We start from the raw sequence: 8793 nt of genomic DNA on the forward strand, positions 1-8793 counted from the left end.
CCCCCCCCCCCCCCCCGACTGCGTCGGCGGTCCCCCTCCCCATCGCTTCGCGACAGGGAGGATTTTCAGGTCAATCCTCGTCCTTCCAGCCCCACCACATGAAGCAGGGCGGGACGTTGATCGGTTCGATCGCGTCGTCGATGCGCTTGAAGTGCGGGGCCATGTAGCTGCGCGCCTTGGGGCGGAACTGGTAGACCAGGAACGCGCCGCCCTTGCGGATCACGCGGTAGGTGGCCGAGGCGATGGCGGGCGCCACGCCCTTGGGCAGGGTCGAGAACGGCAGGCCCGACAGGACGTAGTCCGCCTTTTCGTGCCCGTGCGCGCGCACGATCTCCTCGACGTCCGCCGCCGAGCCGTTGACCGCGACGAAGCGGCTGTCGCTGATCGTGCGGCGCAGGTAGTCGATGAACATCGGGTTGGTGTCGATGACGATCAGCATGCCGTCGCGCGGCAGGCGGTCGAGCACCGGCTGGCAGAAAGTGCCGACGCCGGGGCCGTACTCGACGAACAGCTTCGTGTTCGCCCAGTCCACCTTCGACAGCATGCGGTTGATGGTGAAGCGCGAGGACGGGACGATCGAGCCGACCATCACGGGGTTGCGGATGAAACCTTCGAGGAACACGCCCCAAGGCCCCATGCCCTGCTTGATCTTCTGCCTGATCCGGTGGGCCAAAGGCTGTCGGGCAAGCTCGGTGCTGGTCATGCTGAGGAAGGCTCTCGCAATATTGTCATGTCACGGATTTGCCATGCGGTGGCAGATTGTCCCTGCCAATGCAAGGCGATGGCGCGTTGCCGGAACGCGCCGGATGGGGAAACCGGGTCAGAGAATCTGGTGAACCGTTTCCTGTGGGCGACAAAGCCGCACGCCCTTGTCGGTCTCGACCAGCGGGCGCTCGATCAGGATCGGGTCGGCGGCCATCGCGGCGAGGACGGCGGCGTCGTCCGCTTGCGGCAGGCCCCGCTCCTCGGCATCGGTGCCGCGGATGCGCAGGCCCTGCTGCGGGCTGATCCCGGCGTCGCGGTAGAGCTGCGCCAGCTTTTCAGCGCTCGGCGGGGTCTTGAGGTATTCGATCACCGTAACCTCGACGCCCGGCGTTTCCTCGAGGATCGCCAGCGTCTTGCGCGAGGTGCCGCACTTGGGGTTGTGCCAGATGGTGGCTCTCATGGGGTCTGTCCTTTCGTGTCCGGGACCATCGCCGGAATTCTGCCAGAGCCGCCGGGGACCGGCGCGGCGTCGATCTTCTCTTCGCGGCGGGCGACGGCGGCGGCGCGCTGGATGGCGCGCACGAGCCGGGGCTGGACGCCGCAGCGGCACAAGTTCGGGATCGCCGCCTTGACCTCGGCCTCGCTTGGGTTGGCGTTGCGGGCGAGGAGGGCGGCGGCGCTCATCACGATACCGGGCGTGCAGAACCCGCACTGAACCGCCTGCTCGGCCACCATCGCCTGCTGCACCGGATGCGAGCGGTCGCGCGACAGGCCCTCGACGGTGACGACGAAGCGGCCCTCGCACTCGGCCAGCGTGATGAGGCACGATCGCAGCGCGGCGCCATCGACCATGACGGTGCAGGCATGGCAATCGCCCACACCGCAGCCGTACTTGGTGCCGGTGAGGTTGGCCGCATCGCGCAGCGCCCACAGCAGCGGCGTGCGCGGGTCCATCTCGAACTGGACGGGGCGGTCGTTGACGGTGAAGCGGGTCATCTCAGGCGTATCCCGTGGCCAGCGCGCGCGCCCAGTCCTCGCGCCCGCCCTCGGCAGCGCGGCGGGCGGCGGCGGTCCAGTCGTAAGCGACGGCGCGCAGCTCCGCTTCCCAGCCATCCGGCCCGCGCTCGATCACGGCATAGCGCGCTTCGGGCGAACCCGATTCGATGACGTAGGGATGCGGTTGGTCGTCGGCGAAGGCGGGCAGGCCGACCGAACCGGGGTTCACCACCAGCCGCCCGTCATCGAGGCGCACCGCCCGCTGCTTGTGCGAGTGGCCGCAGAGCACCAGCGGGGCGTCGATCCCGCCCAGCCGCTCGGCGATCTCTTTTGGGGTGGCGGCGCGGCAGCCGGTGGGCTCGACCGTTTCCAGCAGGAATTCCAGATCGCCGCGCGGGGAGCCGTGGCAGGCGTAGAGGTCGCTCTCCAGCCACATGTCCACCGGCAGCGAGGCCAGCCATTCGCGGTGGCGCGGCTGCAGCACGGCATCGGTGGCGGCGTCGGAAAGGTTCATCTCGGCGCGCGATTGTTCGAGCAGCTGGCGCTCGTGGTTGCCCCGGATCGTCTCAAGCCCGAGTGCCATCAGCCGCTCCGCCGTGCCTACGCTGTCGAGCGGGCCGCTGAGGATGTCGCCGAGGTTCACCACCCGGCGCACCCCGCGCGCGGCCACGTCCGCCAGCACCGCGTCGAGCGCGCCGAGGTTGCCGTGAATGTCGGAGATCACCGCGATGGCCATGCCCTCGCGATGCCCCGCCTTGCCGATCAGCGCAACCCCAGTCAGTTCAGGCCCAGTCAGTTCAGGCCCAGCTTGAACCCCGCCCACAAGGTGCGCGGCTGGCCCAGATCCATCGAGCCGCCCGCATTGCGCGTCACGATCGTCTCGTCGGTCAGGTTCTCGGCGCGCAGGACCAGCGAGGCAAAGCGCGTGATCGGCACTTGCGCGTAAAGGTCCAGCGTCGTCGCGGCGGGCAGGGTGTCGACCTGAAGGTCGTCCTCGTACTGCGCACCGGTGCGGCGCAGGGTAGCAGCAAGGCGCCAGCCGTCGGCGGGTGCCCATGCCACCGTCCCGCTGGCCGCGAGCTTGGGCACCTGCGCCGGGCGCATGCCGTCGAGCGCGATCTGCGCGGCGGTCGCCTTCACCTTGGCGTCGGTCCACGACAGCGAGCCGGACAGATCGACCTTGCCCAGCTTGAGGTCGGCGCTTGCCTCGATCCCGCGCGCATGGATCGAATCGACGTTCTGCCGCTCGCGCACGGTGGAGGACAAAGTGACGTTGGCGATGGCGTCCTTGAGGTAGTTGTCGAAGGCCGTGATCGACAGGTTCAGCGCCTCGGAGGGGTGGAAGTCCACGCCCGCCTCGTAACCGCGCAGGCGTTCAGGCTTGAGGCCGGCATTGGCATTGGTGGTGATCGGGAACACCACGAAGGGCCGGTACAGCTCGTTCAGCGTCGGCAGGCGCAGCCCGGTATAGGCGGCGGCGCGCAGCGACACGGCGGTGCCGGCATTCCACACGATCCCGCCGCGCCCGTTGGCGTTCCAGCCGTCGCGGTCGGCGTAGCGGGTGTCCTGCGTCACCACGCCCGCGGGGTTCACCTGATGGTAGTAGCCGTCGGTGATGGTCCAGCGGTCGAGGCGGCCGCCAGCGGTCAGCACGAACTGGCCGATGGTCCAGTCGTCCTCGATATAGAAGCCGAGGTCGGACTGCCGCCCGCCCGCCTTGCGGAACGCGGTGGCGAGGCCGGTGACGGCGCTATAGGGCGCTTCCACGAGGTTCCCGCGCGAGAGCTTCACGTCGGTGCCGATGCGCAGCACGTGGTTTTCGCCCACCGGCGGGCGCAGTTCGGCCTTGCCGCCGACCGCCAGCGTCGGGGTCTTGGCCTGATCGAGCGTCTTCTTGTAGCTCGTCGAGCTGATGACGATGTTCGAGAAGTCCTGCGCCTGCACGAAGCCCAGCACGTCGAACTGCCAGTCGCCCCGGCCCACGAAACGCAGCGAGCCCTGCTGACCCGAGGACGTCGAATCCGCGCCCTTGAAGCGCAGCGTGCGCGCATCGTCATAGACGAGGCCCGATGCCTGAACCTCGATGTTGTCGGTCAGCGGCGCGACGGCGCGCAGCGAGCCCGACAGGCTTTCATACTTCGCGCGCGCGGTGGCGGCGACGCGCTGGTCCTTCGGCGTGGTCCAGAAGCCCTGGCCGCGATCCCACTGCACGCCCGCCACGACGAAGCCTTCGCCAAGGCGCGGCGCCACCGTGAGCGAGCCTTGCGTCTCGCCCCGGTTGTTGACCAGCGCCTCCGCGCTTACCGGGCCGAGTTCGTCAGGGCTCGCGCTTTCCATCTCGATCGTGCCGGAGACCGCGCCCGTGCCGAACGCGCCCATACCGCCGCCGCGCGTCACCCGCACGGAGCCGAGGCGGTCGGGGGTGAGGGCGCTCAGTGGAATATAGCCGAAGAACGGGTTCGCCACCGGCACGCCGTCCAGCAGCACTTGCGCGCGGCTCGATGCATTGCCGCCCAGTGCACGCAGGGTCACGCCCTGGTTCGAGGGGTTGGACGATCGGCTGTCGGAGCGGCGGAACTGCTGGAATCCGGCGACAGAGGCCAGCACATCCTCGATCCGGCCCGAGGCACTGGAAACCAGCTTGTCGCGGGCGATCGTCTGGACGTCGTAGGCGGGCGTCGCCGGACCTTCCGAAAGCCCGCGCCCGGTGACGACGATGGGCTCGCGCGGGGCGGCGTCATCGTCCTCGGCCAGCGCGGGATGCGCGAGCGCGACGAGGGGCAGGGCGAGCAGCGACCGGCCCACGGATGGCAAAATGCGACGTCGAATCGTTGTCATGTTCTTCCGGCTTTTAGGCATCGTTCTCCGCCCGGGTATGTCCAGCAACGCGCGGCGGCTGACAAGACGGACAAGAAGCAGGCGACCCAAGGGATAATCCCCCCCCGATTGGGGGAAGGAACGTCATTCCGCCTGGGCGATCTCTAGCCGCAGCGGGGTCAGGCCATCGATCGTGCCTTCCAGCACGTCGCCCACCGCCACTGGCCCGACGCCGGCCGGGGTGCCGGTATAGATCAGGTCGCCGGGCGCGAGGTGGTAGAGGCGCGAGAGGTCGGCGATCAGCTCGGGGATCGACCAGATCATGTCCGAGAGCACGCCGTCCTGCCTGACCGCGCCGCCCTGCGTCAGTGCGATGCGCTGGCCTTCAGGCGTGAACGCAGCGGCGGGCGTGATCGGCGCGATAACCGCGCCATTCTCGAAGTCCTTGCCGGTGTCCCAGGGATAACCCTTGGCCTTGGATGCGTTCTGCAGGTCGCGCCGGGTCATGTCGAGGCCGCAGGCATAGCCGTAGACCACCTCCATTGCCCCCTCGGGGGCGATCCGGAACGCGGGGGCGCCGATGGCGACGACCAGTTCCATCTCGTAGTGGCAGCTTTCGGTGCCCGGCGGATAGGGGATCGCCCCGCCGTCGAGGCACAGCGCTGCGGGCGCCTTGTTGAACCAGATCGGCGCCTCGCGGTCGACTGCGTTGCCCAGTTCCAGCGCGTGCGCGGCATAATTGCGCCCGACGCAGAAGATGCGGCGCACCGGATAGGCGGCCGCTTCGCCGACGACGGGCACGGTGGGGGCGACGGGAAGGTCGAAAAGCAGGGTCACGGGGCTGGGTTCTCCTTTGTGCCGGGGCATAGGCCGCTCCGTCGCATCGGGAAAGCGCTCTCTCGGATACGGGGGTTGTAGTCGGCGCAAGGGGGCATAGAGTGGGCGGGTGACGACGCAGCAGTATCTTGCAGGCCGCATCCTATTGGCAATGCCGGGGATGTTCGACCCGCGCTTCGAGCGCTCGGTCAACGTATTATGCGTGCATGACGAGGACGGCGCGCTCGGCGTCGGCATCGGCCATGTGCGTGAAGGCGTGCGTTTCCACGACGTGCTGGAGGAACTGGGCCTCGACCCGGGCGTCTCGCCCAACCGCGAGATCATGCACGGCGGCCCGGTTGAACCGGGGCGCGGCTTCATTCTGCACTCGACCGACTGGGGCGGCAGCGACACTATCGAGGTCGCGCCGCTTTGCGGGCTGTCCGCCTCGATGGACGTGCTGCGCGCGATCGCGGCGGGGCAGGGGCCGTCGCAGTGGATCATGGCGCTGGGCTACGCCGGATGGGGCGCGGGCCAACTGGAGGGCGAGATGCGGCACCACGGATGGTACGCCGCAGAGGGCCACCGCGAAGTCCTGTTCGAAACGCCGCCGGAGGGGCGCTGGTCCGCGACATGGCGGGCGGAAGGGATCGATCCCGCGCTGCTTTCGAACGAGACGGGGCGGGCTTAGGCCCCTTCGAGATCGCCCGGGCGGTCCACGTCGAAGTGGATCGCGGGCGAGGAGACCTCGACTCTCACCACGTCATCGCGGCTGCGCAGCAGGCGTCCCGCGCCCTCGTCTCCGGTGAGCGCGGCGATGGCGGGGAAGGCGGCGGGGGACAGCAGGACCGGATGGCCGGGCTTGCCCCCGTGGCAGGGCATCGCGGCATAGGCATCGCCGATCGCGGAGGCGAGTGTCGGTGCGACTTCTGCGGGAATGCGCGGCATGTCACCGAGGAAAACGAAGGCGGCCTTTGCCTCTCCGGCCGCCGCGATGCCGGCCTTCAGTGTCTCGGACAAGGCATCGCTCTCCAGCCGCAGTGTCTCCACCGCAGGCGTGCCGGGCCATTCGCCCGTATCGAGCCCGGGCCGCGCGACGACGATCACTCGCTCGACAGGTGCGGCGCGGGCGATGCGGATCGCGTGATGGAGCAGGGGCTCGCCATCGAGCCGGGCGGAGAGCTTGTCGCTGCCGAATCGGGTCGAGCGCCCGGCTGCGAGCACCAGTGCGACCGCGCTCAAGCCCGTTCCCGCGCCGGGTTCAGCGCCTGCATGATTTCGGCGATGATGCCGGTGGCGACTTCCCAGGGCGACTTGCCCAGCCCGGGGACGCCCGGCGAAAGCTGCAGCCGCGCCAGTTCCTCCGCGCTCGCGCCTGCCGCTTCCAGCGCGCCGAGGCGTTGGGCCGCGCGCGATTTCGCGCCGATCATGCCGACATAGCCCGCTCCGCCGCGCAGTGCGGCAAGGCAGCCGCCGAGGTCGTGGTGATCCTCATGCGTGGCGCCGAGGTAGGCAGTCCAGCGATCGACCTTCAGGTGGGCGAGGGCGTCTGCAGGCTCTTCGCGCAAGTAACGCGAGACGGGGAAGGGCGGCGGCGCATGCGGGCCGCCGGGGCGCAGCAGGATCGTCTCGAACTGCGCCATCGCCCCGAGCTTCGCGGCGGCGAGCGCGCCGGGATCGCCGCCCGAGACGATCAGGCGGCGCGGCGGATCGTATCGGCGGGCGATGCGGAACGGGTCTTCGTGAAGCGCGAGCAACGGGCCGTGGTCCTCGCGCGCCTCTTGCGTTTCGCCGTCGCTCGCCCAGAGGCAGGTGCGGCGCTCGGCGGCGTGGTCCAGCAGCGCGGCGGCGGCGGGCGAATCCGGCGCGATCCGTTCCAGCAACACGTGCAGCGCGCCGCCGCAGCGCAGGCGAAGGTCGATCCAGGGGCTGCCCATGCCGTAATGCAACCGCTTCGGCTTGCCGTCGGCAAGCACTTGCGCGGCGTGGTTGGCGACGTCGCCCTCGATGCAGTCGCCCGAGAAATAGCCGGTCGCCGCCACGTGCCCGCCGGCCCCTGCCGCGAACAGCATCTGCGCACCGGGACCGCGCGGGGCGCTGCCCGCGACCTTGTAGAGTGTCGCCAGCGCCACCGGACGGCCTGCCGCGAGGGCCGCGCGCAAAGCGGGGCGCACGTCGTCGATCCAGCCGAACTCGGGCCAGTCCGCGTCCTCGATCATGCCGCTGAGGGCAGGGTTAAGGACAGGGTCTTCGGTCAGCGTCATCACGCGCGCGCCGCCTGGCGCTCCACAGTGTCGCCGATCAGCGGGGCGATGACCAGACGGTGCAGGATCGTCGCCACTTCCTCGGGGCTGCGGGTGGAGGCAGGCTTGTCCCCGCCCTGCGCCAGCCACCACGCAAGGATGTCGATGGTCGCGCCGGTGCCGTGAATGGTCCCGAGGTCAGAGGGCAGCCAAGGGTGGTGCGACTGAGCGCTTTTCGCAAGGCCCAGCGCCTGGCGGATGAACTCCTCACGTACGATGCCCGCTGCACCGCCGGTCAGCAGTGCTGACCACAGCATCGCGTGCTCGTGGACATGGCGGCAGACTTCCAGCGTCGATTCGTAGCTGTTGGCGGCGTAGAGAATCGGAATCGTGCGGCCGAGCAGATCCTCGATCTCGTGCGCGGCGACGTCGGCCAGCAGCGCTTCCTTGGTCGGATAATGTCGGAAGAAAGTGGCGTACCCGGTCCCGGCGCGGGCGCTGATCTCGCGGATCGTCAGTTGGTCGAACGGCTTGATTTCAAGCAGCGCCAGCAACGCCGAGGTCAGCGCCTGCCGCGAGCGGACCTGTCGTGCATCGGTGGGAGCCTCGCGCTTGAGGCCGGTCAGGCTGGTGTCCATGATACGATGCGTATCATTGCGACGGAGGCGTGTCTAACCGCAGGCGCCGTGAGACAGTCGCAACGCGGCGTTGAGATTCATCCTTCGCCGATGCGATCCGCGAACAGCAGGCGACCGCCGGAAAGGTGCCAGAGCGCTTCGTTGAAATCGTTGTCGCTCATGGCGAAGCAGCCCTCGCTGCGACCGAGCTTGCCCCACTTGTCGATCATCGAGGAGCCGACGTACCAAGCCGGATGCATGACGATCGCGCGCGGCAGCGCCATCGAATTGTCGTTGTCCAGACCCATCAGACGGATCGAGGTGCCGTACTTGCCCTTGTACCACTCGGCGGTGAGGTAGGCACCGCGCGAGGTCGCTTCCGAGCCGGGAACGTTGGAAAAGCTCTGCAGCCAGCCGCTGTGTGCCGGGTCGGAACCGCGCCCGTGCGCGACGAGGAACGAGCGCATCGTCCCGTTTTCCAGATTGGCGAAGTGGAGGCGCGGTTTCCACGAAGGCTGCGCAAAATCGACGATTCCGACCACGTCGGCGCGCCACAGATGATTGCGCACGCGCCCGGCCTGCTTCGACGCGACGTCGAG

11 protein-coding genes are annotated in these 8793 nt (G+C 69.0%); 1 reads left to right on the forward strand and 10 read right to left on the reverse strand.

Annotation, left to right across the window (positions count from 1 at the left end; translation table 11 throughout):
* Positions 1–70: 70 nt before the first annotated feature.
* The 6 genes from LH128_RS25555 to LH128_RS25580 all read right to left on the reverse strand — a co-directional run bounded on the left by LH128_RS25555 (position 71) and on the right by LH128_RS25580 (position 5355).
* A complete protein-coding gene (locus tag LH128_RS25555; protein WP_008832590.1) occupies positions 71–703 on the reverse strand; it encodes a class I SAM-dependent methyltransferase in 633 nt (210 codons plus the stop codon).
* A gap of 117 nt (positions 704–820) precedes the next feature.
* Positions 821–1165: an arsenate reductase (glutaredoxin) gene (gene arsC / locus LH128_RS25560; protein ID WP_008832591.1), complete on the reverse strand. Its 345-nt coding sequence runs from the start codon at positions 1163–1165 to the stop codon at positions 821–823.
* Positions 1162–1701 (reverse strand): (2Fe-2S)-binding protein, encoded by a 540-nt coding sequence (locus LH128_RS25565; RefSeq protein ID WP_008832592.1) that lies wholly within the window; start codon positions 1699–1701, stop codon positions 1162–1164. The genes arsC and LH128_RS25565 overlap by 4 nt, the downstream gene beginning before the upstream one ends.
* Before the next feature lies 1 nt (position 1702).
* Entirely contained in the window at positions 1703–2437 is a 735-nt protein-coding gene (locus LH128_RS25570; protein WP_008832593.1) for a metallophosphoesterase family protein, read from the reverse strand.
* Positions 2438–2493: 56 nt separating this feature from the next.
* The gene (locus tag LH128_RS25575; RefSeq protein WP_037521355.1) at positions 2494–4539 is read right to left on the reverse strand and encodes a TonB-dependent receptor; all 2046 of its coding nucleotides are present in this window, start codon (positions 4537–4539) and stop codon (positions 2494–2496) included.
* A 123-nt stretch (positions 4540–4662) separates the two neighbouring features.
* On the reverse strand, positions 4663–5355 hold the full coding sequence (locus tag LH128_RS25580; protein ID WP_008832595.1) for a fumarylacetoacetate hydrolase family protein: 693 nt from the start codon (positions 5353–5355) through the stop codon (positions 4663–4665).
* 160 nt (positions 5356–5515) lie between these two features.
* On the opposite strand from LH128_RS25580, the gene LH128_RS25585 reads away from it, so the two are divergent.
* A complete protein-coding gene (locus LH128_RS25585) occupies positions 5516–6025 on the forward strand; it encodes a YqgE/AlgH family protein (RefSeq protein WP_008832596.1) in 510 nt (169 codons plus the stop codon).
* On the opposite strand, the gene LH128_RS25590 is transcribed toward LH128_RS25585, so the two are convergent.
* From LH128_RS25590 to LH128_RS25605, 4 genes are all read right to left on the reverse strand, one after another.
* Positions 6022–6576 carry a nucleotidyltransferase family protein gene (locus LH128_RS25590; protein ID WP_008832597.1) on the reverse strand — a complete coding sequence of 185 codons (555 nt, stop codon included), beginning with the start codon at positions 6574–6576 and terminating at the stop codon, positions 6022–6024. The two genes, LH128_RS25585 and LH128_RS25590, sit on opposite strands and share 4 nt — an antisense overlap.
* Positions 6573–7598, reverse strand: a complete 1026-nt coding sequence (locus LH128_RS25595; protein WP_008832598.1) for an XdhC family protein — start codon at positions 7596–7598, stop codon at positions 6573–6575. Before LH128_RS25595 ends, LH128_RS25590 begins: the two co-directional genes overlap by 4 nt.
* A complete protein-coding gene (locus LH128_RS25600) occupies positions 7598–8215 on the reverse strand; it encodes a TetR/AcrR family transcriptional regulator (RefSeq protein WP_008832599.1) in 618 nt (205 codons plus the stop codon). Before LH128_RS25600 ends, LH128_RS25595 begins: the two co-directional genes overlap by 1 nt.
* 77 nt (positions 8216–8292) lie before the next feature.
* Positions 8293–8793: murein L,D-transpeptidase catalytic domain-containing protein (locus LH128_RS25605; RefSeq protein WP_008832600.1), on the reverse strand; the 501-nt coding region annotated here is incomplete at its 5' end.

The sequence above is a fragment of the Sphingomonas sp. LH128 genome (assembly GCF_000293195.2).
Taxonomy (GTDB): Bacteria; Pseudomonadota; Alphaproteobacteria; order Sphingomonadales; family Sphingomonadaceae; genus Novosphingobium; species Novosphingobium resinovorum_A.

Excerpts from the sequence above, each read along its gene's own strand:
- LH128_RS25555 (WP_008832590.1), bottom strand. The coding sequence starts at position 703 with ATGACCAGCACCGAGCTTGCCCGACAGCCTTTGGCCCACCGGATCAGG.
- arsC (WP_008832591.1), bottom strand. The coding sequence starts at position 1,165 with ATGAGAGCCACCATCTGGCACAACCCCAAGTGCGGCACCTCGCGCAAG.
- LH128_RS25565 (WP_008832592.1), bottom strand. The coding sequence starts at position 1,701 with ATGACCCGCTTCACCGTCAACGACCGCCCCGTCCAGTTCGAGATGGAC.
- LH128_RS25570 (WP_008832593.1), bottom strand. The coding sequence starts at position 2,437 with ATGGCCATCGCGGTGATCTCCGACATTCACGGCAACCTCGGCGCGCTC.
- LH128_RS25575 (WP_037521355.1), bottom strand. The coding sequence starts at position 4,539 with ATGACAACGATTCGACGTCGCATTTTGCCATCCGTGGGCCGGTCGCTG.
- LH128_RS25585 (WP_008832596.1), top strand. The coding sequence starts at position 5,516 with ATGTTCGACCCGCGCTTCGAGCGCTCGGTCAACGTATTATGCGTGCAT.
- LH128_RS25595 (WP_008832598.1), bottom strand. The coding sequence starts at position 7,598 with ATGACGCTGACCGAAGACCCTGTCCTTAACCCTGCCCTCAGCGGCATG.
- LH128_RS25600 (WP_008832599.1), bottom strand. The coding sequence starts at position 8,215 with ATGGACACCAGCCTGACCGGCCTCAAGCGCGAGGCTCCCACCGATGCA.